Annotated in this window: 23 protein-coding genes, 4 tRNA genes and 1 pseudogene; 13 read left to right on the forward strand and 15 right to left on the reverse strand. The window is 63.5% G+C overall.

From position 1 onward, the window contains the following. Nucleotides 1-13: 13 nt before the first annotated feature. The 4 genes from AC5P99_RS05075 to AC5P99_RS05090 all read left to right on the forward strand — a co-directional run bounded on the left by AC5P99_RS05075 (nucleotide 14) and on the right by AC5P99_RS05090 (nucleotide 3360). The gene (locus AC5P99_RS05075; RefSeq protein ID WP_495212931.1) at nucleotides 14-907 is read left to right on the forward strand and encodes an alpha/beta fold hydrolase; all 894 of its coding nucleotides are present in this window, start codon (nucleotides 14-16) and stop codon (nucleotides 905-907) included. Beyond that, nucleotides 897-1823, forward strand: a complete 927-nt coding sequence (locus AC5P99_RS05080; RefSeq protein ID WP_495212932.1) for an alpha/beta hydrolase — start codon at nucleotides 897-899, stop codon at nucleotides 1821-1823. Before AC5P99_RS05075 ends, AC5P99_RS05080 begins: the two co-directional genes overlap by 11 nt. Before the next feature lie 94 nt (nucleotides 1824-1917). Beyond that, nucleotides 1918-1993, forward strand: a tRNA-Ala gene (locus AC5P99_RS05085). A gap of 152 nt (nucleotides 1994-2145) precedes the next feature. After that, complete coding sequence (locus AC5P99_RS05090; RefSeq protein ID WP_263468938.1) at nucleotides 2146-3360, forward strand: site-specific integrase; 1215 nt, start codon at nucleotides 2146-2148, stop codon at nucleotides 3358-3360. Between the two features lie 211 nt (nucleotides 3361-3571). On the opposite strand, the gene AC5P99_RS05095 is transcribed toward AC5P99_RS05090, so the two are convergent. Genes AC5P99_RS05095 through AC5P99_RS05105 form a run of 3 tightly spaced genes read right to left on the reverse strand, consistent with a single transcriptional unit; the run spans nucleotide 3572 to nucleotide 5589 of the window. Continuing rightward, nucleotides 3572-4168, reverse strand: coding sequence for a HEPN domain-containing protein (locus tag AC5P99_RS05095; protein WP_263468939.1), 597 nt, complete (start codon nucleotides 4166-4168; stop codon nucleotides 3572-3574). Beyond that, a complete protein-coding gene (locus AC5P99_RS05100; RefSeq protein ID WP_263468940.1) occupies nucleotides 4152-5210 on the reverse strand; it encodes a ParA family protein in 1059 nt (352 codons plus the stop codon). Before AC5P99_RS05100 ends, AC5P99_RS05095 begins: the two co-directional genes overlap by 17 nt. 40 nt (nucleotides 5211-5250) lie before the next feature. Further along, complete coding sequence (locus AC5P99_RS05105; RefSeq protein WP_263468941.1) at nucleotides 5251-5589, reverse strand: helix-turn-helix domain-containing protein; 339 nt, start codon at nucleotides 5587-5589, stop codon at nucleotides 5251-5253. Nucleotides 5590-7555: 1966 nt separating this feature from the next. Between AC5P99_RS05105 and AC5P99_RS05110 the strand changes: the two genes are divergently transcribed. Continuing rightward, nucleotides 7556-7631 (forward strand) — tRNA-Ala (locus AC5P99_RS05110). Between the two features lie 61 nt (nucleotides 7632-7692). On the opposite strand, the gene AC5P99_RS05115 is transcribed toward AC5P99_RS05110, so the two are convergent. Continuing rightward, the gene (locus AC5P99_RS05115; protein ID WP_005414043.1) at nucleotides 7693-7866 is read right to left on the reverse strand and encodes a hypothetical protein; all 174 of its coding nucleotides are present in this window, start codon (nucleotides 7864-7866) and stop codon (nucleotides 7693-7695) included. Nucleotides 7867-7970: 104 nt separating this feature from the next. Beyond that, the gene (locus AC5P99_RS05120) at nucleotides 7971-8732 is read right to left on the reverse strand and encodes an SDR family oxidoreductase (RefSeq protein ID WP_005414044.1); all 762 of its coding nucleotides are present in this window, start codon (nucleotides 8730-8732) and stop codon (nucleotides 7971-7973) included. A gap of 132 nt (nucleotides 8733-8864) precedes the next feature. Between AC5P99_RS05120 and AC5P99_RS05125 the strand changes: the two genes are divergently transcribed. Further along, nucleotides 8865-9707, forward strand: coding sequence for a bifunctional transcriptional activator/DNA repair enzyme AdaA (locus AC5P99_RS05125; RefSeq protein ID WP_049448362.1), 843 nt, complete (start codon nucleotides 8865-8867; stop codon nucleotides 9705-9707). A gap of 73 nt (nucleotides 9708-9780) precedes the next feature. Here the strand turns inward: AC5P99_RS05125 and curA are convergent, their stop codons facing one another. Next, a complete protein-coding gene (gene curA / locus AC5P99_RS05130) occupies nucleotides 9781-10806 on the reverse strand; it encodes an NADPH-dependent curcumin/dihydrocurcumin reductase (protein WP_197613990.1) in 1026 nt (341 codons plus the stop codon). Nucleotides 10807-11142: 336 nt separating this feature from the next. Here curA and AC5P99_RS05135 point away from each other — a divergent pair. The 3 genes from AC5P99_RS05135 to AC5P99_RS05145 all read left to right on the forward strand — a co-directional run bounded on the left by AC5P99_RS05135 (nucleotide 11143) and on the right by AC5P99_RS05145 (nucleotide 11846). Further along, nucleotides 11143-11218, forward strand: a tRNA-Phe gene (locus AC5P99_RS05135). Nucleotides 11219-11291: 73 nt separating this feature from the next. Further along, nucleotides 11292-11367, forward strand: a tRNA-Phe gene (locus tag AC5P99_RS05140). 140 nt (nucleotides 11368-11507) lie between these two features. Beyond that, nucleotides 11508-11846: a hypothetical protein gene (locus AC5P99_RS05145; RefSeq protein ID WP_232149077.1), complete on the forward strand. Its 339-nt coding sequence runs from the start codon at nucleotides 11508-11510 to the stop codon at nucleotides 11844-11846. Nucleotides 11847-11863: 17 nt separating this feature from the next. Here the strand turns inward: AC5P99_RS05145 and AC5P99_RS05150 are convergent, their stop codons facing one another. The 9 genes and pseudogenes from AC5P99_RS05150 to AC5P99_RS05190 all read right to left on the reverse strand — a co-directional run bounded on the left by AC5P99_RS05150 (nucleotide 11864) and on the right by AC5P99_RS05190 (nucleotide 17676). Continuing rightward, nucleotides 11864-12565, reverse strand: a complete 702-nt coding sequence (locus AC5P99_RS05150) for a hypothetical protein (RefSeq protein ID WP_232149076.1) — start codon at nucleotides 12563-12565, stop codon at nucleotides 11864-11866. Between the two features lie 28 nt (nucleotides 12566-12593). Beyond that, nucleotides 12594-13094 (reverse strand): DUF5681 domain-containing protein, encoded by a 501-nt coding sequence (locus tag AC5P99_RS05155; RefSeq protein WP_490664843.1) that lies wholly within the window; start codon nucleotides 13092-13094, stop codon nucleotides 12594-12596. Further along, on the reverse strand, nucleotides 13091-13969 hold the full coding sequence (locus tag AC5P99_RS05160) for a hypothetical protein (RefSeq protein ID WP_232149072.1): 879 nt from the start codon (nucleotides 13967-13969) through the stop codon (nucleotides 13091-13093). The genes AC5P99_RS05155 and AC5P99_RS05160 overlap by 4 nt, the downstream gene beginning before the upstream one ends. Nucleotides 13970-14045: 76 nt before the next feature. After that, nucleotides 14046-14702: an LvrA C-terminal domain-related protein gene (locus AC5P99_RS05165; protein ID WP_232149070.1), complete on the reverse strand. Its 657-nt coding sequence runs from the start codon at nucleotides 14700-14702 to the stop codon at nucleotides 14046-14048. A 204-nt stretch (nucleotides 14703-14906) separates the two neighbouring features. Continuing rightward, nucleotides 14907-15299, reverse strand: a pseudogene (locus AC5P99_RS05170) (helix-turn-helix domain-containing protein); the annotation flags it as partial. Next, entirely contained in the window at nucleotides 15193-15438 is a 246-nt protein-coding gene (locus tag AC5P99_RS05175; RefSeq protein WP_232149068.1) for a hypothetical protein, read from the reverse strand. The pseudogene AC5P99_RS05170 and the gene AC5P99_RS05175, both read right to left, overlap by 107 nt. A gap of 1 nt (nucleotide 15439) precedes the next feature. Further along, complete coding sequence (locus tag AC5P99_RS05180; protein WP_232149067.1) at nucleotides 15440-15643, reverse strand: helix-turn-helix domain-containing protein; 204 nt, start codon at nucleotides 15641-15643, stop codon at nucleotides 15440-15442. Nucleotides 15644-15730: 87 nt separating this feature from the next. Then, a complete protein-coding gene (locus AC5P99_RS05185; RefSeq protein ID WP_490664845.1) occupies nucleotides 15731-16372 on the reverse strand; it encodes a hypothetical protein in 642 nt (213 codons plus the stop codon). After that, on the reverse strand, nucleotides 16369-17676 hold the full coding sequence (locus tag AC5P99_RS05190) for a tyrosine-type recombinase/integrase (RefSeq protein ID WP_232149065.1): 1308 nt from the start codon (nucleotides 17674-17676) through the stop codon (nucleotides 16369-16371). The genes AC5P99_RS05185 and AC5P99_RS05190 overlap by 4 nt, the downstream gene beginning before the upstream one ends. A gap of 388 nt (nucleotides 17677-18064) precedes the next feature. Between AC5P99_RS05190 and AC5P99_RS05195 the strand changes: the two genes are divergently transcribed. The 4 genes from AC5P99_RS05195 (at nucleotide 18065) to AC5P99_RS05210 (ending at nucleotide 22222) form a co-directional block, all read left to right on the forward strand. Then, complete coding sequence (locus AC5P99_RS05195; RefSeq protein ID WP_495212933.1) at nucleotides 18065-18616, forward strand: lipocalin family protein; 552 nt, start codon at nucleotides 18065-18067, stop codon at nucleotides 18614-18616. A gap of 169 nt (nucleotides 18617-18785) precedes the next feature. After that, a complete protein-coding gene (locus AC5P99_RS05200; RefSeq protein WP_024958014.1) occupies nucleotides 18786-19262 on the forward strand; it encodes an LEA/WHy family protein in 477 nt (158 codons plus the stop codon). Between the two features lie 65 nt (nucleotides 19263-19327). Next, nucleotides 19328-21118 (forward strand): acyl-CoA dehydrogenase C-terminal domain-containing protein, encoded by a 1791-nt coding sequence (locus tag AC5P99_RS05205; RefSeq protein ID WP_049451212.1) that lies wholly within the window; start codon nucleotides 19328-19330, stop codon nucleotides 21116-21118. 438 nt (nucleotides 21119-21556) lie between these two features. Beyond that, complete coding sequence (locus AC5P99_RS05210) at nucleotides 21557-22222, forward strand: HNH endonuclease (RefSeq protein ID WP_005410414.1); 666 nt, start codon at nucleotides 21557-21559, stop codon at nucleotides 22220-22222. Nucleotides 22223-22283: the final 61 nt, after the last annotated feature.

Consider the following 22283-nt stretch of genomic DNA (forward strand, 5'->3'; position numbering starts at 1 on the left):
GGAGCACTCCCCCATGACCCCTTCCCTTCCCGCTAGCGCTGCCGGCGACGACGCCCTGCGCCACCACTACCTGCGCATCGATGGCCAGCGCGTGCATTGCGTCTCCGCCGGCCACGGCGAACCGGTGCTGTTGATTCCCGGCTGGCCGCAGACTTGGTATGCCTGGCGCCATGTGCTGCACGCCCTGGCCCAGGCCGGTTTCGAAGCCATCGCGGTTGATCCGCCGGGCATCGGCGAATCTGACCGCCCTGCCCACGGCTACGACACCGGCAGTGCCGCCGCCGTCCTGCACCAGACCATGCGGGCGCTGGGCCACGAGCGCTACCAGGTGGTCGGCCATGACATCGGCATGTGGATCGCCTATGCACTGGCCAGCGACCAGCCGCAGGCGGTGCGCCAACTGGCGGTCACCGAAGCGGTGATTCCCGGCCTGGCGCCGGAACCGGGCATCTTCGCCGCACCGGCCGACAACATCTTCCTCTGGCACTTCATGTTCAACCAGGTGGCCGATCTGCCCGAGGCGCTCATCAGCGGTCGCGAGCGCGCCTACCTGGAATTCATGTTCGACCGCTGGTCGTACCGCCGCGATGCGGTGGCCGCCGATACCTACATCGCCGCGTACAGCCGCCCCGGCGCACTGCGGGCCGGCTTCGCCTGGTACCGCGCGATTCCGGAAACCATCCGCCAGAACAAGGAACGTGCGCAGCGCCGGCTGGCGATGCCGGTGCTGGCCATCGGCGCCGAGCACGCCACCGCCGATGCGCCGATGCTCACCCTGCAGCCACATGCCGATGACGTGCGCGGCAGCATCGTGCCGGGCTGCGGCCATTTCATCATGGAAGAAGCGCCGCAGGCATTCCTTGCACAGCTGCTGCCGTTCCTGCAGGAGGCACACCATGCAGCTTGAACCGGCGCTGCAGCAGTTCGTCGACGCCGTGGCGTCGCAGCCATTGCCCGACGACCTGCGGGAACTGCGTGCGATCAGCGAGAGCGCGCTGCCCCAGCTGCAGGGCGCGCCGCAGCCGGTTGCGCATGTGATCGAACATGCGGTGATCGCACGCGACGGGCATGCATTGGAAGTCCGCCTTTACACACCGGAAGGGCTGCCCGATGGACCGGCGCCGGCCCTGCTGTTCGCGCATGGCGGCGGCTGGTTCCAGTGTTCGCTGGCGGTCTACGACGGTCCCTGTCGCGCTTTGGCCAATGCCGGCGGCTGCGTGATTGTCGCCGTGGGCTACCGGCTGGCGCCGGAACATCCGTTCCCGGTTCCACTGCATGACGTCGCCGACGCCTGGCACTGGTTGCAGGACAACGCCAGGCACCTCGGGCTGGACCCACAGCGGCTGGCGATCGGTGGCGACAGTGCCGGCGGCAATCTGGCAGCCGCCTGCTGCCTGCGGCTGCGCGATCTCGGCCTGCCGCAGCCACGCCACCAGTTGCTGATGTACCCGGCACTGGATGCCGGCATGGGCAGCGACTCCTATCGCGAGTACGCCAGTGGCTACTACCTCAGCGCCGAACTGATGCAGCGTTGCTGGCAGGCCTATCTCGGTGATCCTGCCACACCGCCGGCACTGGCCTCGCCTGCCCATGCAACGGATCTGCATGGACTGGCACCAGCCTCAGTACTCAGCTGCGAGCACGACCCGCTGCGTGATGAGGCCGAACAGTACGCACGGCGGCTGCAGGCGGCAGGTGTCGACTGCACGCTCGAGCGGCTGCCGGGGATGATCCATGCCTGCATCCACCAGCACGCGGTCAGTGCCAGCACCGACGTGGCGGCACATTGTGCCGGCGCGCTGCTGCGCCGGGCCCTGTCCTGAACCAGTCAGGGGCGGTAGCCGACGCGGCGCGACCACCGTCCCGGCCCGGCGCTTGGCAAGCCCGGCAGGCAGCGCTACACTGAAACCCTGCCGTGGGGCCATAGCTCAGCTGGGAGAGCGCGTCGTTCGCAATGACGAGGTCAGGAGTTCGATCCTCCTTGGCTCCACCACTATTCAGACAAAACAGCGTGCCGCGAGGCGCGCTTTTTTGTTTTTCAAGGGTTTAACCGGCATCTGCGTGAATACGGATGATCCGTGTCCGACCATCTTTCGAGCCGTTTTCCTACGTTTGGCTTAAGCCGAACTTACGGAAACAAGCCCGATGCGGATTGCCCTCACTAAGAAAACCGTTGCTACTGTTCTACCGAAGGATCGCCCCTACGAGCTCAGGGACGCGCAGGTGCGCGGTCTACTGCTCCGGGTGCAGCCCTCTGGATACAAAGCTTGGATTGTCACTTGGGCGCACGGAAAGCGCCGTACGCTTGGGTCTACCGATCATATCTCGCTTGACCAGGCTCGAGACATTGCCCGCAAAGTGATGGCCGAGTACGTCCAATCGGGCTTACCCAACATCGCAAAGCCCGAGCTCCCAAGGATCACGCTCCAAGCGTATCTGGACGACCACTACGCCCTTTGGGCCAAAACAGAGCTGAAGCGGGCGGACGACGCGCTGCGCCGCATCGAACAGGCCTTCGCTGACCTGTTGCCTATGACCTTAAAAGATATCAACGCCAAAGTCATCGAACGATGGTGGGTCACGCGGCTGAAGGACACTGTTCGACCCGGTGTGAGACAAACAATCACAAAGGCCACCGCATCGCGGAATTTGGCTACCCTGCGGTCAGCCCTGTCCAAGGCAGTTAAGTGGGGAATGCTGGAAACTAACCCCGTCACGGAAGCCGCACTGAAGCTCGCGAAGCCTCGTAGCGTAGTCCGCTTCCTCAGTCCCGCTGAGGAACACTCCTTGCGTGCTGCTCTCACATCCCGCGACCGTGCCATTTCGGTGGCACGTAAGTCGGGGAACAGATGGCGGGCAGATCGTAGACGCGCACTGCTTCCCGAAATATCTATAGGAGCCTACGCCGACCATTTGCACCCATTGGTGCTCCTGGCTATGAACACCGGTCTTCGTAAGGGTGAGCTACTTCTGCTGGACTGGTCGGATATCAATGCGCAGTCGCGGATGCTGACCGTTCGACCTGAACATGCCAAGTCGGGTAGGCAACGCCATGTGCCACTGAATGGTGAGGCGATGACGGTACTGCGTCAGTGGGCTTCGCAGTCAACGGTGGCTGGACGTGTGTTTGGTGTTGCTGGCACGAAGTCATCGTGGGAGAAGCTGCTGATCGATGCCAAAATCACCAACTTCCGGTTTCACGATTTGCGTCATCATTTTGCCAGTAAGCTCGTGATGGCCGGGGTGGACTTGAACACTGTTCGAGAACTGTTGGGCCATGCCGACCTCACTATGACTCTGCGCTACGCTCATCTTGCGCCAGAACATCTCGCCGCAGCTGTAGCTAAACTGACCACCTGAGCCGCCACTTGCGCCCTCAACAGCCGAGCGAAAGTCGCACAGGGGAATACTAAGCGCACCCCTGGTGCGAGAGCTTTGACTATCCTCAGCGCGCAAATGGGCACAGATCAATGCGAACGCAATTCCTCATCATATCAATTTATCCACATCCGAGGAATCATCATAAACCTCTCTTCATACAGCGCGAATCATTTTCCCAGATAATGATTCCTCACTTGATAGCTTCATGCATGGCCTCAACTATCTGCTCAATGAAATCAATTGCAATTTCGACGTCCTGCTCCAAAATCGGCCATCGCAAGCCGGGATAGCTGGGATCGATGTCTGCCTCGTGCGCAATCTTATTCCGCCGGCCGACAATAAGCGTCAGTTTAGCCTTAAGATCTGCCTCCTTTTGGTTCAATAGCTCCCCGATACGCGACCAAATCTTAATCGAGGTGAACAAACGGATCGCGTCCGCAATCTTTTCCGGCTGCTGGAATGACAGGAAGCTATGGCGGTCTCGAACTTCGCCTTCAAACCATCCACTCTGCAACGCGGGCGCTATGGGCACCGCTCCGATTGACACTTTGAATCGCGAGAATGCATCTGTCTTGGGTCGTTTTCCTTCAAATACCTCAGTCATTCCTATCGCCGTCGCTTCATGGACGTAGTAGTCCATCGCGCTAACGATAAGCACAATCTGGGCCCGAAGGATATCCGATGGATCGAGTGCATTCGTGGCAATGTGATTCACTGCCTTGTGGATGCCACCAAGGTGTCGGACTCTCGCAACGCTTGCCCGAAAGGCATCAATCGCAGGCTGCATGTGATGTAAGTGCAATGATCTTATCAGCAGCAGTTTCGAACAGCTCTTTGAATTTATTCATCGACTTCCTTGTTCGCTCAAGCACAATTCCGTCCTGTTCCAACTGGTCGTCAGTCAGTGCAAATACGGGCACCTTGTGCTTCTGAGATAGCGCGATAAGACCATTGAAGTCTGACATCTGAAGCAATGGCTTAGTCGGATCGGCATCCGCCTCGAGGTATACTGCCTGATCCAAGAGCATTCCGCAGGCATCCAATGACGGGAGCAGACGGCTCTTTACACCAGCTTCAATTTCGTCAATCCATTTCTGGAACGCAGCGGACGGCGTCTGACCTTCGCGAATTCGATATTTTTGTATAACCGTCCCTAGGAACTTTGGATTGACTGAAGGGTAAGGATAAGTGGCCTTTTGAAGAACAGATGAGGCCTGGGCTTGCGTGGCCCAAGACTTCCACTTCGGCAAAACAGTCGCCAGTGATTCAGTAGCCATGACCGAGAAGTAATCTGGCGCCATAGGCACCAAGAAGAAGTCACTAGTCATCAGCAGGTTCTGATTTATCGGACCGAGACTAGGGCTCATGTCAACGATAATGAAATCACAACCATAATGCTGGGCCGTTAAGTGGAACAAATGATTTATGGAGCCTGGAAGGTTCTGCAGAGTGACCAATGAGCCCGACAACTCCTGGGCTATTCCAAGCGTTACCTCGTACTCAGCCAACCCAATATGACCCGGAATCAGGAACAAATTATCCTGCCCTTCGATGACCTCGCATTCGACAGGAACAATCGGCGCGGGCCGTGATTCAAACGCAGGGGCCAGCCCGTCCCGAATATTTCGCACGCCTCCAGCTTCATAGACAGCAGCAAAATCTTCAGTTCCTTTGAACCCTAGAACCATACCGGTGAGATTGCACTGCGGGTCACAGTCGGCAAGCAACACCCTCTTGCCCTTTTCTGCAAGCATCCAACCCAAATTGAATGCGGTTGTAGTCTTGCTAACGCCACCTTTGTGGTTGAAAAGCGAAATCTGGACGGCCATCCGGCCTCTCCCTGGTCGGTTGTATGAAGTGGATTTCTTACTAATCGCTTGCTGTTGGATCGCTTGCTGGCTTGCTGGCGGCGAGCGACAGAATCGAGTCACGCTGTTCCTGTGAGAATGCATCGTACGCCAAAATCCAGTCCGCCATCCCACGGTCATGCGCGAACAAATACGCCAACGGCACACCTAGCGCTTCGGCGAGCGCAGCGGCAGTGTCCATATCCGCGCGGGACGTCTGCTGCTCATATCTATTGACACGCGTGCTTCCGGCCTGCTTGGTCATCCCGATCTTGGCTCCCAGCGCGCGCTGTGATACGTCCCGCATCGCACGGGCTTCCTTTAATCGCTTCGCAAATATTGCTGTTGCTTTGTCGGACAAGTGAAATCAGCAGTGAGGAACCACTGGCATCTTCACACTTGCGCTTCACTATGCGTAGACTCTACATTTACTGAAGTGGGTCGTAAAGAGCATTTGATGCGGACGACCCGCATTCTTCGTTGCAGGAGTCTTTATGAAGCACTACCCGTTACCCGTCCCACCACCTACGACCATTGCAGGCTGCGCCGCTTATTCTGCCGCCATCGCAGATGCTGACCCGGCCCTTACTAAGCCAATCTTCGCTAGTTGCGGGGCTAACGTAACCCAGGATGCCGCGCCCCAGATCATCCCATCGTGCATTGAGGCCCACCTATGAACATCAAAGTGTTCGGCTGGTGGCTCATCTTGCTGGGCGTGCTGGGCATGCTAGGCACGGGAGTCGGTTACTTCTCTTTGAAAGACCGGGCTAACCACGCATACATGCAGAGTATCCTCACGCTTGGAAGCGCCCGATCAGCCGAATGGCAAGGCGAAGCACACGAAGCGAAACACACACAAGAGCGACTAGTCGCGCTGATGGTCGGAAGCGGGGTCGCCCTGCTCATCGGGATCGGAATGTGCCTTGCTAATGGCGGTACAGCTGGCCGAAAAAGGTCCTGCCCACAATGTGCTGAAATCGTTTTGGCGGCAGCCTTCGTCTGCAAACATTGCGGAGCCAAACTCGCACCTCAACAGCCCGAGTCTCGCCCCACTAGCTCCTACCGGGCTTTGGCGAAAGCCGCAGAAGAAGCGGAGCGACGAACGCCAAGACCATAGCTTCGGAAGGCCTCTTTTAGGGTCATCAGTAGTCGCCACAATTCCCAAGGCCATGGCACGGGAAATTTGAGGAGCAGAAGAATTCCCGCGCCAACATGACACCTAACAGCCCCCCGCACTTCATACATGGCCCCATGTACTCAAAAAGTGCTACAGCGGTTGAACTTGGCAGGAAACGAGAGTCTTACCGATCACGAAGATGATGCATTTTGACGAGCAATCACTTGAGGTTTGCATGTGGTTGACACGATGCAGCTACCAGATGATGGACCTCGCAGCGCTGGCGGCGGTGAAGTACCGCTGCCCGCAAAAAGACCACCATCGAGAGTGCGTTGGACATCAAAGGCATGGAGGAATAATTTGTGTCGCCGGTAGGCTTGCAATGAATCTCATCAGACTTACCCGCCTTGCTCCCTCCTACCTCTACCCTTCCCCACAATACCTTCTCTTTCAGGAGGCAAACCGCCCCCAACCCCACACAGAAGCGGGGATTGGTGGCAGCCTGCTGAAATGAGAAGGTCTTCTCTCTCAGACACTCGATCCTTGCGGCACTGATCTGTAGCTCGGCTTCGTCTGATCGTCAGGCAACGAAGCTCGCATCACCGGCGCGGCTGCCACGACCCCCTGGGAGGGAACCGCACCGCTTGCCCCTGAGCCGGATATCTTCTGGGGCGAGCCAAGCACTGCGCTTGGCTGATTTGCCATCCCGAACGTAGGCGTCCCGATAAAGATGGCAAATGCCTGCCTCAACTAGCAGACAAACTAATCATCCAACATTGACGACAAATTGTCAACACTGTGTTCCTTTATTGGAACTAATGATCGGTCATGACCTGTATGGAGTCTTCGTAATGACTCCCTTTTTCGGCATTGATCGGACGTTACGCCCCAGTGCGTGTCTAGGACTTCCAGATTCGAGCGCGCGACGCGCGAGCAGTAGCCGCCTGCAAAAGCCCCACGCGATAGCTCCTGTACGCGCTCCTGGGGTGCATCTAGCGATAGCGCCCTCCCCTACGTGCCGCACCCCGCATGGCGCGCAGAGCACGCCAGAGCCCGCAAATAGCGAGTCTCACCAGAGCTTCCGTCACAAGCCGGGAACCCAGGCCCAGCGCGACACCGCACCCCACTCGCTCGGCATCGGCTTAGGCGGCACTTAGCCACCACCGTACTGAGGATCCCTCCTAACCTATCCAGTTGAATCACAAGCCCCGAAGCGACAGCTCAGCTGGGAGAGCGCGTCGTTCGCAATGACGAGGTCAGGAGTTCGATCCTCCTTGGCTCCACCACTTTTCAGAAGAACCCGCAGATCCTCGCGATCTGCGGGTTTTTTCTTTTCCGGGTGCTGGCTCAGGCAGGCTCCTGGCCGCCATCCTTGCGCTGCGGGCTGCGCGAATGCGTATCGCGCACCTCTTGATCGCGCTGCCCCGGCCGCTGCCTGGCCACATCGTCCTGCTTCCTGTCCTGGCGGCTTTCCTGCACGCCCTGCTTCGGATCGTTCTGGCGGTTGCTGCGCACGTTCATCGAACACTCCCTCGCCGGCGGAAAGCCCGCGCTGGCCTCCACGCTAGAGACTGCCGGGTAAGCCGCAGGTCAACCTGCCGCCAACGCCGCGTGCAGCCGCGCACTCAGGTCCGCGTGATCGACACCCCGCCCTCCACGCGCATCGCGGTGCCGGTAACGAAACTGCTTTCGTCGCTGGCCAGGAACAGCGCCGCGTTGGCGATCTCCTCTGGCTCGGCCATGCGCTTGAGTGCGTGCAGCGAGCGCACGAAGTCGCGGGCATCGCCGGTCGGTGCCGCCTGCCGGCCCATCTCGGTATCGGTGCCACCAGGCAGCAGCACGTTGCTGCGCACGCCGTGCGCGCCGTATTCGGCGGCGATCACCTGGCTCAGGCCGATCAGCCCGGCCTTGCTTGACGCATAGGCCGCCATGCCGGGGAAGCCCACCGTGTGGCCGACGAAAGTGCCGACGAACACCAGCGAGCCGCCGCCACGTGCCAGCAGTGCCGGCAACTGCGCACGTGCGGCATGGAAGGCCGCATCCAGATTGGTCGCCATCACCTCGCGCCAGGCGTCCACCGGGAACTCCGCCGCCGGCATGCCCGGGCCGAGCATGCCGGCATTGTTGAGGGAGATGTCCAGGCCGCCGAATGACCGCTGGGCCAGATCGACCAGCGCCTGCGCCGTGCCCGGATCGGCCACGTCAGCGGCATGCACCACGGCTTCGCCACCGGCGGCGCGAATCTGCTCGGCCAGCGCCTGCAGCGGCTCCGGTCGCCGTGCGTTGAGCACCAGCCTTGCCCCTTCGGCAGCAAAGCGCAGGGCGCTGGCGCGGCCAATGCCAGCGCTGGCACCGGTGATGAGAGCGATCTTGTTGTTCAGGCGCATGGTCGTGGTGCCGGTTGTGAAGTGGCCGCCACGATGCCGCGCCTTCGGCCTGCCAACACTCCGTTTCCGGGCCTGGCCCGTCGGTGCAGGAAACGGAGTTTCCGCAGAACCGGCACGTGCCAGAATCCGCCCATGGACAGCACCGCCTCCCCCACGACCGACGCCCGCGTCGAACGGGTCTGCCGCCATCTGCAGGCCAGCCTCGACGAACCCTCGCTGCAGGAACTGGCCGACATCGCAGGCTGCAGCCCGACCCGCCTGCATCGCCTGTTCAAGGAGGCCACCGGGCTGACCCCGAAGCAGTACGCTGCGGCACTGCGCGCCGACCGCCTGCGCACCGGGCTGCAACAGCAGGAACGCATCACCGATGCCTTCCACGATGCCGGCTTCGGTTCCAGTGGGCGCTTCTACGAGAACGCACCGAAGTTGCTGGGCATGACGCCCAAGCAATGGCGCGCAGGTGGTCGCGGCGAAGTCATCCACTTCGCGCTTGCCGAAAGCTCACTGGGCAGCGTGCTGGTGGCCAGCAGTGCCACCGGCGTGGTTGCGATCCTGCTCGGCGACGATCCGGAGACGCTGCTGCAGTCATTGCAGCAACGCTTCCGCCAAGCCGAACTGGTCGGTGCCGACCAGGGCTATGAGCAACTGGTGGCACAGGTGGTAGGCCTGGTCGAGGATCCTTCGCGAGGCGCCACGCTGCCGCTGGATATCCGCGGCACCGCGTTCCAGCAACGGGTGTGGCAGGCACTGCAGCAGATTCCGCGCGGGCAGACCGCGTCATATGCGGATGTCGCCGCGCGCATCGGCGCCCCGCGCTCGAGCCGTGCGGTTGCCCGCGCATGCGCGAGCAACCCGCTGGCGGTGGCAGTCCCCTGCCACCGCGTGGTGCGCCGCGACGGCGACCTGTCCGGCTATGCGTGGGGCGTAGCGCGCAAGCGCGAACTGCTGCGCCGGGAAAAGGCCTCGACTGCCTGAAGCAGGTGCCGACCTTGATCGGCACGCTCAGCTTCCGGTAGGTGCCGACCTTGGTCGGCACGCCGCCAAGCCCTCAATCCAGCTTCACCACCAACTTGCCGAAGTTGCGCCCCTGCAGCAGCCCGAAGAACGCCTCCGGCGCATTCTCCAGCCCTTCCACCACATCCTCGCGGTACTGGATGCGACCTTCGCGCAGCCACTGCCGCATCTCGCGTTCGAAGTCCGGCCACAGGTGGTTGAAGTCGTGCACGATGAAACCACGCACGGTCAGGCGCTGGCGCAGGATCTGGCTGAACAGTGCGGGCAACCGGTCCGGGCCGGGCTGCTCGACGCCCCGCTCGTTGTAGGTGGCGATGGTGCCGCACACCGGAATGCGGGCGAAGTCGTTGAGCAGCGGCAGCACTGCATCCAGCACGTGCCCGCCCACGTTCTCGAAGTACACGTCGATGCCCGCGGGCACCGCCGCGCGCAGCTGTTCGGCAAAGTCGGCCGCACGATGATCCAGCGCCACGTCCACGCCCAGCGTCTGCAGGTAGGCACGCTTGGCTTCACCACCGGCGATGGCGACCACGCGCGCGCCCTGCAGCTTCGCCAGCTGCGCGACAGTTGCGCCCACCGGACCGGTCGCGGCCGCGACCACCAGCGTCTCGCCCGGCTTCAGGCGGGCGATCTCATGCAGGCTGGAATACGCAGTGAATCCGGGCATGCCATACACGCCGAGCGCCGTGCTCAGTGGCAGCCCGGCCGGATCGAGGCGACGCCCCAGCGCCTTGGCCGGCAGCACTGCGTGGGTCTGCCAGCCACCCGGCGCCAGCAGCAGATCTCCGACCGCCACACCTTCGGCGTTGGATCGCAGCACTTCGGCCACGGTCTGGCCCTCCATCACCGCGCCCACCGCCACCGGCGCGGCATACGAGGGGCCCTCGTCCATGCGTCCACGCATGTACGGGTCCAGCGACAGGTAGCGGTTGCGCAGCAGCACTTCGCCATTCCCCAATGCCGGCAGCGCAGCCTGTTCCAGACGGAAGTTGGCCGCGCTTGGTGCGCCCTGCGGACGCGAGGCCAGCACGATACGGGAGGTAGCGAGGGAATCGGACATGGTGACCGGCTCTGCTGTTGCCAGCATCAGGAAAGGAATGCCGACACTACGCCGCAACGATCGCCGGCAACGGCCATGAAAACAGCGTTCCATGGACCCGCGCGGCGCGGGTCCGGCGCAGCCCTTGCTCTTGCAGCTTTGGCGATCGCGGCGATCTGCTGATTTCCACCGCAGACGATGATCGACTGACCACGCCCCCCGCCCACAACGGAGGATCAAGCACTTGCGAGCCCACAGACGGCAATGTGAAGAAATCTTGGCAAAACGCTTGCCGAAGGCAGCCGACCTCCGTAATATACGCGTCCTTGGCAGCGACCTCGCTGCAACGAAACATGTGGCCGAGTAGCTCAGTTGGTAGAGCAGGGGATTGAAAATCCCCGTGTCGGCGGTTCGATTCCGTCTTCGGCCACCACTTTCGAAGGCCTGCAGAAATGCGGGTCTTTTTTTTCCGGAAACCGGGTTTGATCACGGTTGCCACACAATTTGGCCGAGTAGCTCAGTTGGTAGAGCAGGGGATTGAAAATCCCCGTGTCGGCGGTTCGATTCCGTCCTCGGCCACCAGTTTTGATTGCGATATAAAATTCGATGAAACAAAGCCTTGCAGTGATGCGGGGCTTTTTTTATTTTCAGAGTTCGTTGGCGAGTGCCGGGCCTTGGGTAGCACCGGGGTAGCACGCCACGTCAAATCAGGGGGATCGAAAATGTTTCGACAATTTGCCGCGGCGTCGGTTGGCGCACTGTTGCTGTCCGCCTGCAGCATGACGCTGCCTGTCCGCGGTCAGATCCAAGGATCCGATGAGCAGTTCACTGGCACCGCCACCGGCCGAATGGACGGCGGTGGCGAGCTATCCATCGTTTCCAACAAGGGCGCCACCTGCAAAGGGACGTTTGTCTATGCCGAACGCAGGAAGGGCGAAGGCGTCTTCACCTGCGATGACGGGCGCACAGGCCCCTTCCAATTCGTATCTACCGGCACGCGTGGGACCGGATACGGCGACCTGGGTGGCCAGCGCTTCACCTTCACGTTTGGAAAGATCTGACGCAGACCGCCTAGCCATCACGCAGCCTGGCCGGGATCGTCGGCCAGCTGCTGGCGAATGTACTGCTCCCGCCGACGCAGCCCCTCATCGATGGTCAGCAGGGCCTTGCCGATCTGCGCATCCAGCGCGGCGGGAGTGGCCTTGACCATCTCATGATTCGGATCCAGGTGGCCAACCGCCAGCCAAAGCCGGCCCTGCACCAACGGAGTCGCGTCGATACTCGCAGCGCTGTTGAAAACCGAAGCCGCACCAGCAGTGGCAAGGTCGTTGTGAGTTTGGCCGCGGTGCGCGCGTTCCATCCGGCGTGCAGCTTCCTGAGCCTGCTGCAATGCAGCCCATTCCCGGCCCAGCGTCTCCAAGGCAGTGGCCACGCGATCAAACGCCGGCCGCACTGCCTGCACGCAAGCATGGGCCTTCGCCCGATCTGACTCGATGCAATCAAGGCTGGCGCGCATGCTCTCATTGTGATCGCGCTGATCCAGCGCGCGCAGCGCGGCTTCAATGGCACGCAGTTCGTTGGTTGCGCCGTTCACACCTGCATAGTTCGATGCTAGGCGCTGCGGCGCTGCTACATCGCCTTCCGCCGCTTCCAAGGCAATGCGCTCCTGTGCCTTGATGAGGTCGCGGATGCTGGCGCTAAGCTCGCTTCTGCGTGCGTTGAGTCCCGCGCGCGTCTCAGCCGCGGAACGCGTACTGGTGTTTCCGTTGGTGGTGGTCATGGTGTTCTCCGGTTAGGCAAGTGGGCAGTCAGAGGGGGTTGTAGGGTTCACCGTGGTCGACATCCGGCGCCGCCGGCACGGTGATGCGGATGGGCGGTGCTGGTTTCGCAGGTGGTGCTGCCGCGGATGCCTGTGTCGGCAGCACTGTCGCGGCGTGCTGGGAAGCTGCAGGCTGCTCTGTGGGCCTGGTCATGACGACCATGGAAAGAGAACCCGCCACCAGGTCTTCCAGGGTCGAGCCGCCAAAGCCTGCGGACAGGGCACCGCGCGCACGAGCGGCGGCGACTTCTTCTTCCTCGGCCGCATCCACTGCAGGACGCAGCTTCGGAATCGTGCGGTCCAGGAGCAGCGCGGCGGCGGCCAGGTCACCATCCTTTGCCTTCGTCATGACAGCGGCCACGACTGCGCGCAGATCGTCTTCGGTGACCACGCCGTCACGCAGCAGGTCACGAATCAGATTCGGGGCTGACTTCGTGCCTGGCGGCCGTCCGGCAGGGTTGCCGCTGCGGCCCTTCTGAAACCTGCTCATTTCCTGTTGCTCCCTGATCCCCGCCTGTTGCGGGCGTTGTTGAGGCCGATGATGGCGAAGTGCCGCAGCAGCGCGGCGCTGTTGCCGGCCCCGGCGTCCTCCACCAGGTTGCGCAGCCATGGCAGTTGCTTGGCCGCGTCCTGATAAGCCTGCCTGGCCAACTGCACGTTGGCGTTGTATTTGGGTCCCCATTCCTTGCGCAGCGAGGCCTCCGTCTTCTGACGGGTGGAATCCATCTCGTCCAGGCCGGGCAGATCGCCCTTGATCCAGCGCGCGTTCCAGAATTCAAGCTCGCCGGCAATCTCGCGTGCCGCTTCGGAAGGCACCGCCATGCCATGGAGCACAGCCGCGGCCTGCTGCCGCCCCTCAGCGAGAATCGCTGCCTCTTCTTCGTTGCCGTCAAAGCGGGCCTGCATCTGCAGGGTGTCGAAAGGCTCGCTCAGCGTCTGCTGGTCGTAGTCGTCGGCGCTTTCGAGAGGGCGCCCGCCATCCGGATACATGCGGTCCGCATCGGTCAGCGGCTGCGCGACAAGCTCATCAACCGTTGCATCCGGCTGCTCCGGCTCACGATGCATGTCGCCGTACATCGTGTCGAACTTCGATCCGTCCTGCGTCGGCTTCGCATCGGCGTTCACTGCAGCCGAAGTCACAGCACCCTCATCCCGCTTCATCTCGGGATACATCCGTTCCCAGGGCAGATCGCGCGGCGAGGCGCTGGTGGCCGGAGGCGTGGGTCGTGCCGCAGGAGTGCGAGCGTCTGAGCCAGCGGACGAGGAAGTGGTGCGCCCGGAGTCGTTGGCGGGTGCATGAGTCGTCATGTCGGGATACATCGATGCCGCCTGGCGTGCAGCTACATCGTTCGGGTGGTCGGTCATGGAAGGCCTCAATGATGGTGGGTCAGGAATCAGGTGCAGCGCGGCGGGCTGGGGCACGGGCGCAGTAACAGCTGGGTCAGGTGGGCGCGGGCCGTCTCGCTTCCCCGCTCGAAGCTGCCGTGTTTCGATGCTTCTCGGTTGCTTCCGCCATGGCCTTGCGCATTTCCGCGTCGGCCGCCTCGCCCTCGCCATAGGCGCCGATGCTGCGCTGCTGCCGGATCCACGCCAGGGCGTTTTCCAGCTTGGATTCTGACTTCGCCAGTGCGGCCTTCGCGCCGAACGATTCCGGCGGCGGTGCCTGGGCCGTCACCTGCTTGTCTTTCATCGGCTCGTCTGTCCAGCGCTCACCGTTGATGTACGTGTCGCCATGCGGGATGAAGCCACGTCCCCACTGGTCATCCTCTGCTTCCATGCGGCGCACATGGGCGATCAGCTTGTCGGCGTGCGCGTCCAGCCCTTTCGCCTTCCACTTCGCCAGCGCCTTCGCGCGACCCTTCTTAACGGGATACGCGGCCCAGAACTCGGGAAACCGTGCCGCGGTCTGCGCCGGCTTCTCGCCGCGGATGCGCTTCGGCAATGCCGGATCGACAGGCAGTTCATCAGCAGGCGCGCCCGGTGTCGGCGTATTGCCAGCGCCCCCTTGGCTGTCGATCTTCTCCGGATCATCGGCATGCAGTGCAGTCGGCGCGGCCGAATGCACGGTGGCCTTTGCAGGTTCATGAAGCAGGTTCAATGAAGCAGGTTCGGGGAGCGTCGGTGCGCCTACCCCGAGGCGCGTCGGCGCGCCTACCCGAGGCTCATATCTGCGCCTAGGCGCATCGCTGCACCTAGGCTCACCCTCGCACCTAGGTGCGTCGCTGCACCTACCCGGCCGGTAACGGTTCGGCTTTCCCGGCCCGCCGGAGTCGCGCTGCAGGATGCCGCCGACGACCAGCTTCCGGATGCTCCGGGTCACCGTCGAACGGCACAGCCCGGCGTCGGTCGCGATGCGTGAATAGCCCGGCCATGCCGTGCCGTCAGCGCCGATGCGGTCCAAGATCGCCCACAGCACGGCGATGTCCCCGCGCGACAAGTCAGGACGGCGCGACGCTGCGCCTACTAGGCGCCAGCAACCCACAAGTCCTGCATGCCCTTGCTGGCCCACACGAGCGCCGCTATCGTGGCCATGCAGTGTCCCGTCGTCGGTCCCTGCCTCGCCCGGCCCGCAAGCCGGGCGTTTCATTTCAGGCGCCAGCACGCGGCACCTCCCGCCTGATCGCTTCGGCAAGCTGCAGCAGGTGACGCCGTGCGCCTTCCAGGCCCACAGCCAGCCGTTCGGCATCGTCTGCATTCGGCGCACGGTGAAGCGCCGAGAGCCGGGCATGAATCTCGTCGCCCAAGGCCTGCAGGTCGTTTGCGAGTTCCTGCGCATCCGGCTGCCGATGGCGGTACAGCGCCGCCAGCGCGGCGACGTGCGCGTGGGCATCCATGTCAGGAACCCTGAGCCGGCTCGACGCGATTGGCCGCCAGGAACTGTTCGAGGTCGGTCCTGTCGTAGGCGATGCGGCGCCCGAGCTTGATGTAGGCCGGACCACGACGCCTCAACCTCCAATCTTGGAGCGTGCGCTGGGTGATGCCAAGGAAAGAGGCCGCGTCACGCTCGGACAGGCGGACGGACTGAGTGTTCTGCTGCATGGTGACGTGTCCCATCGGTATGTCTGGGACAAGCGTGCGTGCCGCGCAGCAACGAAGGTCGCTGTTGTGCGAGTTTCGTCGCGATTTCTACAGCGAAGCGACGAAGCGATCCAGGTAACCGATCAGAACGGCGAGTTCGTCGGCGTCCATCTTCCCCTGCAAACGAGCGCGCGCCGCCTCGGTCAGCAGACGATCAAGCAAGAGCCCAGCCGGGGACTTCAACGCCTCCCGGTGGCGGGCTTCCAATCCTTGACCTGACATCCCGCGCCATTTCTCTTGACCGTTCCGACCGACAAGCCCGTTGCAAACCGTGCGGATGGTGACTTTGGGATTGGGTTCGAGAGGGGACGCGGTGCCTCGCTTCCGGACGAGGCCGCGCCACACCGCCAGCACCAGTTCTCCTTGTTCCCTGTGGGTCCATTTGCTCTTGCCTTGACGGGGCTTCCTGACCTCGACCTGCGGTCGCTTCGTCAGCGCCATCACCGCTTCGGCAAGGATGGATTCTCCACCGTCCGCGATGGCCTGCATGACAGCGCTGGGATCGAGTCCAGCATCCTTCCACTGCTCTGCTGCATGCGCCATCGACCCGGCAAGAGTCGCGCCCCTGCGTTCCGCCTCCCAGCGGGCATATGCGTCCAACAACGCCGCGTCTCTCTCCCCGCCGTCGCTCGTCAGTACCGTGGGCAGGGCGGGCGGCGATTCAACGACGACTGTGGCCTTGCCTTTCATCGGCCGGCCACACGCAAAGGGACGACGTTACCGTCACGCGGCTCAGCCAGCGCCACACTTTCCAACCGCTCCATCGGCACCCGCAGCCGTTCCACATCGTCTGCGAGGTAGCCAGCGGTCACGTCGCCGGACTGCGCGTGCGCGGCGATGCGCTTCAAGGCGTAGGCGGAGACATCCATCGCTTCCAGCAGCGTCAGCGCGGTGCGACGCAGGTCGTGGGGCGACCAGGTGATGGGGTTGCCTTCGGCATCCGCAATCTTGGCCAGGAATCGCACTGACAGGCGACCCAGGGGCTTGTCCGGATCCAGGCCGGGGAACACCAGCGTGGGCGACCTTGGCGCTGCCGCCCGCGCCTTCAACATCGCCAGCATTGCCGGCCCCAGGGGCAGTGCATGGGACAGCTTGCCCTTCATGCGGTCGGCAGGGACGGTGATCGTCTTGGCCTTGAAATCAACTTCGGTCCAATGCAGTCCAGCGGCAGAGGTCCACCGCAGCCCGGTGCACAGGATCAGCAGTACAAGGTCGCGCTGCGTGCCGGCCAGGTCGGGCGGCAGATCGTCGGGCAATCCACGGACCGACGTGACGAACTCGGCCAGCGCCTGCCCGAGTAGCGCGCGCTTGCGCCGCGGCACGTTGCCCCAGCCCTTGGTGGCAGTGATCCGGCGCGCAACATCCGGCAGGTCCAGGTCACGTTCGGCACGCAGGTAGTTCACGACGGCCCTCAGCGCTCGCACAGCGCCGTCCGCACGCGCCGGACTTGCGGTGATGCGGTCGCGGTCACGCGCGTGCCCCACGCGAGCCTGAGCGGTAATGGGGCGCGTCTTCCGGTTCCGGTGGCGGTCGCGAACCCACTCCGGCGTCATTTCGGCCAGGGGCTTGTCCCACCAATCGCCGAACGTGGTCCGCAGGTCTCGCTCATACGTGGAGCGGGTCGCCGGCCGCAGTCCGTCCTTTTCAGCCAGATAGATCGCCAGCCCATCAGCCAGCGTCAGGCTGGCGCGCTCAGACTCCACCCGGCGCTGGCGCTTCTCGGCAGACAGGTCGCGCCCTTCCAGCATGGCCCCGACCGCCAGCTGAGCGCGCTTGCGTGCCTGCTCCACCGGCAAGTCATCCGCGGACCCCAACTGCACGCGACGCATCGGGCCACCAGGAATGCGCTTCAACACCGACCAACTGGCCGACGTAGCGCTGACCCGCAGGCGCAGTGCTGGCACTTTGCCGTCTTGGTACTCAACGCGGCCCACTCGGGCGGCATCTCGCAGCGCACGCACGCGCGCCTCGGTGAAGGTGATCGTTTCTGCCACTGCATGCACTCCGGTCGTCTTGGGTAGCACCGGGGTAGCAGGATCGCCCGCAAACGCCGGAACCGTCCGTTATAGGATGCACCGCAAGTGCATGATAAACAATGGGTATCAGTAGATCCCCGTATCCAGTGATACCAGCTGGCCTAGGATTGAAAATCCCCGTGTCGGCGGTTCGATTCCGTCTTCGGCCACCATCTTCAGAGACCTGCAGAAATGCAGGTCTTTTTTTTTGCGTGCGGCCTGCCATCCACGCATGGCGTGGATCTACCTGGCGCTGGCCCCTTCCATGGCCTCGATCCATGCCGGGCCACCGCCGTCTGGTTGACGAAACATTTACACCGGTACCCGCCGCGGCACCTACGCTGCAGATTCCTGCCGGAGCCTGCCGATGCAATTGCGCCCCACCCTGCTCGCCTGCCTGCTGCTGGCCGCCGCCCCGGTGATCGCCGCCGAACCGGTGCGTGCAGTCGACACGCTGGACATCGACCGCTATGCAGGCCAATGGCACGAGATCGCTCACCTGCCGGTGTCATTCCAGAAGCAGTGCGTCGGCGAGATCACCGCCAACTACGGGCTGCGCCGCGATGGCCGCATCAGTGTCACCAATGCCTGCCGCAACGCCAACGGAGAACGCGTGATCGCCGAAGGCGTTGCACGCCCGGTGGCTGGCCATCCCGGCCAACTGCAGGTGCGCTTCATTCCGGACTGGCTGAGCTGGGTGCCACTGGTCTGGGCCGACTACTGGGTGCTGGCGCTGGACCCGGACTACCAGTGGGCCCTGGTCGGTGAACCAGACCGGAAATACCTGTGGATCCTCTCGCGCCTGCCGGAAATGGATCGCGCCCGGTTCGAGCAGTTGAAGGAAAAAGCCGAAGCCATGGGCTACGACCTGCGCCCGCTGCGCCTGATGGCCCCGCTTCGCGATACGCCCGCCGATTGAGCCGCAGTTCAATCCGTACGCGCACCGTGCGCGTGAAGATCCAGCGCTGCGCACGCCCCGCCGCCATCTTCACGCGCTACCCTCTGCGACGGCTCGCCACAGGCGATCCAAACGACCATACGCCGTAGTATGCTTATTCCAACGCACCGCCTCCAGAGGACCTGCGCCCATGCTCCACCGTTTCCGTATCGCCTTGATCGTCCTGAGCACCCTCGCCCTTGCCGCCTGTGGCAACGGCATCGTCAAGCGTGTTTCGGAACCGGCGGCCAGCCTGCAGCAGCTGACCGTGCGCGCCGACGGCAACTGGACCGTGGCGCTGCGCCTGCAGAACTTCAGCTCGATGCCGATGACTTTCGATGATGTGTCGCTGGCGCTGACCGTGGGCGATGCCGAGGCCGGCACCCTGCAGGCCAAGCCCGGTATCTCCATCGGCGGCACCTCCGCGGATGTCATCAATGTCGACCTGGTGCCCAGTTCGGCCGCACGCCTGGTGGTGGCCGATGCACTGGCCGGCAACCGCACCCTGGCCTATGGCCTGAAGGGAACGGTCGCGGCCACGCCGCAGGAAAAGAAGCAGCGCAGCTTCGACATCAGCAGCCGCAGCACCCTCAACCAGGCCCCGGGCCTGCCGGGCGTGCTGCGCTGATTTCCACCTTCCGTCGCGGCGCCTGGCGCCGCTCTCCCCTGCCCTGATCAAATCGAGACGTACCGATGAGCAGCTACACCGCCCCGCTTTCCGACCTCCGTTTCGCCCTGCACGACGTGCTCAAGGTCGAACCCCTGTTCGCCCGCCTGGGCTTCACCGACGCCACCGCCGACGTGGTCGATGCCGTGCTGGAAGAAGCTGGCCGTTTCAGCGCCACCGTGCTGGCCCCGCTCAACAGCGTTGGCGATGAGATCGGCTGCGTGCTCGACCAGGCCACCGGTGAAGTGACCACCCCGCCCGGCTTCAAGCAGGCCTACGACCAGTTCGTCGATGGCGGCTGGACCGGCCTGACCGCCTCGCCGGAACTGGGTGGCCAGGGCCTGCCGCACACCCTCGGCGTGCCGCTCAACGAAATGATCAACGCCGCCAACCTGGCGTGGGGCAACTTCCCGCTGCTCTCGCACGGCGCCATCGAAGCGCTGAAGCAGCACGGCGAGGCCTGGCAGCACGAGGCCTTCCTCAAGCCGCTGATCGAGGGCCGCTGGACCGGCACCATGTGCCTGACCGAGCCGCACTGCGGTACCGACCTGGGCCTGCTGAAGACCAAGGCCGAGCCCAACGCCGATGGCAGCTACTCGATCACCGGCACCAAGATCTTCATCACCGCCGGCGAGCACGACCTGACCGAAAACATCGTGCACCTGGTGCTCGCCAAGCTGCCCGACGCCCCTCCGGGCGCCAAGGGCATCTCGCTGTTCGTCACGCCCAAGTTCAAGGTCGACCGCGAGGGCAATGTCGGCGAGCGCAACGCACTGCGCTGCGGCTCGATCGAGCACAAGATGGGTATCAAGGGTTCGGTCACCTGCGTGATGAACTTCGACGGTGCGCAGGGTTACCTGGTCGGCCAGCCGCACAAGGGCCTGCAGGCCATGTTCACCATGATGAACACCGCGCGCCTGGGCGTCGGCCTTCAGGGCATCGGCCTGTCCGAGCGCGCTTACCAGAACGCACTGAAGTACAGCCGTGAACGCCTGCAGTCGCGCGCCCTGAGCGGTGCGAAATTCCCGGACAAGCCGGCCGACCCGATCCTGGTGCACCCGGATGTGCGCCGCATGCTGCTGACGGTGAAGTCGCTGGTCGAGGGCAGCCGCCTGCTGGCCCTGCACGCCGCCACCCTGATCGACATTGCCCATCACGCCGAGGACGCCGCCGAGCGCGAGCGCGCCGACACCCTGGTGAGCTTCCTGACCCCGATCTCCAAGGCCTGCCAGACCGAATGGGGCATCGAGAACACCTACAACGCCCTGCAGTGCTTCGGTGGCCACGGCTACATCCGCGAACACGGCATGGAACAGCTGGCCCGCGATGCGCGCATCACCACGCTGTATGAAGGCACCACCGGCATCCAGGCGCTGGACCTGATCGGCCGCAAGACCGCCTCCAGCCAGGGCGCCGGCCTGAAGCTGATGCTGGCCGAGATCGAAGCCTTCGCCAAGGAACACGAGGGCAACGAAGCGCTGGCCGAGTTCATTGGCCCGCTGCGCGCCAAGGCCGCCGAATGGGGCAAGCTGACCCTGGACGTGCTGCAGCGCGCGGCCGGCAATCCAGACGAACTGGGTGCGGCCAGCTACGACTACCTGTTCTATTCGGGCTACGTGGTACTGGCCTACTGGTGGGCCCGCAGCGTGGCCGCCGCCGACGCCAGCGCGCACGGCGCCGCCTTCGCCCAGGGCAAGCGCGAAACCGCTCGCTTCTACTTCGCCCGCGTGCTGCCGCGCACGCTCAGCCACGCTGCCGCGATCCAGTCCGGCGCCGCCCCGCTGATGACGATGGACGACGAGCGCTTCGGCGCCTGATCCGGCTGCCGCCCGGCACCCGCGGTAGTGCCGGCCGCTGGCCGGCAACCGCAATAGCAACAGGTGCATCCCGGTGGATGGCGGGGCGGTGTGGGTTGGCAGGACACGCCGTAAACCCATCCTTGGGGGCTCGATGGCGCCATCCATGGCGCCAACGGTCCTGCCAACCCACACCGCCCCGCCTCTGACAGTCCCCCGCGATCTGCCGTAGATCCACGCCATGCGTGGATGGAAACCACCGAAATCCCTCTGGAGAAAAGCCCCCCTTTGTTAAGGGGGGCGCGCCGACGGCGCAGGGGATAGGAGGAATGCGTGGGCATCCCAACCCGCCATCGGCGGGCTGGGATGCGGAATGCGCGGACCTGAATGTTGACGATTTGCGTATCGCCGACAGGCGATACACAAATCGTCAACATTCAGGTATAAGCTGTTCTCCCGATGGAGACAGACACTACACGCTTGGGTCTGATCGAAGCCGGAGCTCCGTTTTCTGCTCCGGGCGCCGAAGCATCGCCCAACGCCACGACGCTGCATCGCCCCGGTTCGGTCCGGCTGCTCTCGCTTGATGCCCACGGACGCGTACTGGACTGGATCACCTGGCAGGATGCGGCGTGCCTCTACGCCCGCGAAGCGGTGGCCTGGACGCTGGGCGATCCCTGCCTGCACATCCACGGCGGCACCAATCGCTTCAGCGGCCTGCAGAGCGGCATGGACCTGCACCCGATCATCGCCGCGCGCGGCCATGCCCGCTCCCGCGCGATCGACCCCACGCCGAACCTGACCAACCCGGCCCTGTTCGCCCGCGACGCCCACCTGTGCATGTACTGCGGCCAGCAGTTCAACCGCCCCACGCTCACCCGCGACCACGTCGTGCCACTGTCCAAAGGCGGCCTGGACTGCTGGGAAAACGTGGTCACCGCCTGTTTCCACTGCAACTCGCGCAAGAGCGACCGCACCCCGCAGCAGGCCGGAATGCCGCTGCTGGCCGTGCCCTACCGGCCCAGCTGGATCGAGCACCTGATCCTGTCCAACCGCAACATCCTGGCCGACCAGATGGCCTTCCTGAAGGCGCAATTGCCCAAGCGGTCGAAACTGAGCACCTGAACGCCTGAAAATGCAACCCTCACCGTCCTGTCACGGACGGCGGCGTTTGCTTGCCCCACCC

The organism is Stenotrophomonas sp. YJH_SMC_80 (genome assembly GCF_059372495.1).

What these genes read in the sequence shown, in the direction of transcription:
- AC5P99_RS05075 (WP_495212931.1), top strand. Translation starts at nt 14, where the DNA reads ATGACCCCTTCCCTTCCCGCTAGCGCTGCCGGCGACGACGCCCTGCGC.
- AC5P99_RS05080 (WP_495212932.1), top strand. Translation starts at nt 897, where the DNA reads ATGCAGCTTGAACCGGCGCTGCAGCAGTTCGTCGACGCCGTGGCGTCG.
- AC5P99_RS05090 (WP_263468938.1), top strand. Translation starts at nt 2,146, where the DNA reads ATGCGGATTGCCCTCACTAAGAAAACCGTTGCTACTGTTCTACCGAAG.
- AC5P99_RS05095 (WP_263468939.1), bottom strand. Translation starts at nt 4,168, where the DNA reads ATGCAGCCTGCGATTGATGCCTTTCGGGCAAGCGTTGCGAGAGTCCGA.
- AC5P99_RS05100 (WP_263468940.1), bottom strand. Translation starts at nt 5,210, where the DNA reads ATGGCCGTCCAGATTTCGCTTTTCAACCACAAAGGTGGCGTTAGCAAG.
- AC5P99_RS05115 (WP_005414043.1), bottom strand. Translation starts at nt 7,866, where the DNA reads ATGAACGTGCGCAGCAACCGCCAGAACGATCCGAAGCAGGGCGTGCAG.
- AC5P99_RS05120 (WP_005414044.1), bottom strand. Translation starts at nt 8,732, where the DNA reads ATGCGCCTGAACAACAAGATCGCTCTCATCACCGGTGCCAGCGCTGGC.
- AC5P99_RS05125 (WP_049448362.1), top strand. Translation starts at nt 8,865, where the DNA reads ATGGACAGCACCGCCTCCCCCACGACCGACGCCCGCGTCGAACGGGTC.
- curA (WP_197613990.1), bottom strand. Translation starts at nt 10,806, where the DNA reads ATGTCCGATTCCCTCGCTACCTCCCGTATCGTGCTGGCCTCGCGTCCG.
- AC5P99_RS05145 (WP_232149077.1), top strand. Translation starts at nt 11,508, where the DNA reads ATGTTTCGACAATTTGCCGCGGCGTCGGTTGGCGCACTGTTGCTGTCC.
- AC5P99_RS05150 (WP_232149076.1), bottom strand. Translation starts at nt 12,565, where the DNA reads ATGACCACCACCAACGGAAACACCAGTACGCGTTCCGCGGCTGAGACG.
- AC5P99_RS05155 (WP_490664843.1), bottom strand. Translation starts at nt 13,094, where the DNA reads ATGAGCAGGTTTCAGAAGGGCCGCAGCGGCAACCCTGCCGGACGGCCG.
- AC5P99_RS05160 (WP_232149072.1), bottom strand. Translation starts at nt 13,969, where the DNA reads ATGACCGACCACCCGAACGATGTAGCTGCACGCCAGGCGGCATCGATG.
- AC5P99_RS05175 (WP_232149068.1), bottom strand. Translation starts at nt 15,438, where the DNA reads ATGGATGCCCACGCGCACGTCGCCGCGCTGGCGGCGCTGTACCGCCAT.
- AC5P99_RS05180 (WP_232149067.1), bottom strand. Translation starts at nt 15,643, where the DNA reads ATGCAGCAGAACACTCAGTCCGTCCGCCTGTCCGAGCGTGACGCGGCC.
- AC5P99_RS05185 (WP_490664845.1), bottom strand. Translation starts at nt 16,372, where the DNA reads ATGAAAGGCAAGGCCACAGTCGTCGTTGAATCGCCGCCCGCCCTGCCC.
- AC5P99_RS05195 (WP_495212933.1), top strand. Translation starts at nt 18,065, where the DNA reads ATGCAATTGCGCCCCACCCTGCTCGCCTGCCTGCTGCTGGCCGCCGCC.
- AC5P99_RS05200 (WP_024958014.1), top strand. Translation starts at nt 18,786, where the DNA reads ATGCTCCACCGTTTCCGTATCGCCTTGATCGTCCTGAGCACCCTCGCC.
- AC5P99_RS05205 (WP_049451212.1), top strand. Translation starts at nt 19,328, where the DNA reads ATGAGCAGCTACACCGCCCCGCTTTCCGACCTCCGTTTCGCCCTGCAC.
- AC5P99_RS05210 (WP_005410414.1), top strand. Translation starts at nt 21,557, where the DNA reads ATGGAGACAGACACTACACGCTTGGGTCTGATCGAAGCCGGAGCTCCG.